General features: G+C 35.2%; 1 protein-coding gene. It reads right to left on the bottom strand.

Annotated elements, in window-relative coordinates:
• On the bottom strand, positions 1–463 hold a 463-nt coding region (locus tag KH893_RS12060), incomplete at both ends, for a hypothetical protein (protein ID WP_281166313.1).

The following is a 463-nucleotide window of genomic DNA, read 5'->3' as shown; positions in this document are numbered from 1 at the left end:
ATCTTACCCAATCCCCATTTTTTGGTTTTGAATCTGGGTCCAAATTATTACTAATCCAAGCAGAGTGAAGCCAAGTCCAATTCAATTTTCGTAGATTGGAATTTTTGATTTTAGAACGTAGCATGTGATTAACGCTTGAATCAATATAGTAAATATGATTCTTGCTACCGTAATAAGTATGTATATGAACATATTGCAATTCCGTAATGAATTTAGCAATTGGTTTAGTTCTACTTGATAATTGGCCATTCGACATGTCTTCTGAAAAGTTGGGATCAATATTTTTGGCATCTGCAAGCGCAGCCGTGGGAGTAACAAATTCGCGATTGCTCCTTTGAACCTCACTGTATTCTTCGGCTTTTTGTTCAGAAATACCAGCATGTAAGGCAATTGCAACAGAAATAGCTTGAGTAATAAAAGAATAATTTTTACCTTCATATGTAAAATGAACTCTTCCCCATCC

It is taken from the genome of Liquorilactobacillus sicerae (assembly GCF_029916425.1).
Taxonomy (GTDB): Bacteria; Bacillota; Bacilli; order Lactobacillales; family Lactobacillaceae; genus Liquorilactobacillus; species Liquorilactobacillus sicerae.
The sequence above is the reverse complement of the archived record's forward strand: the minus strand, read 5'-3'. Positions and strand labels throughout refer to the sequence as shown.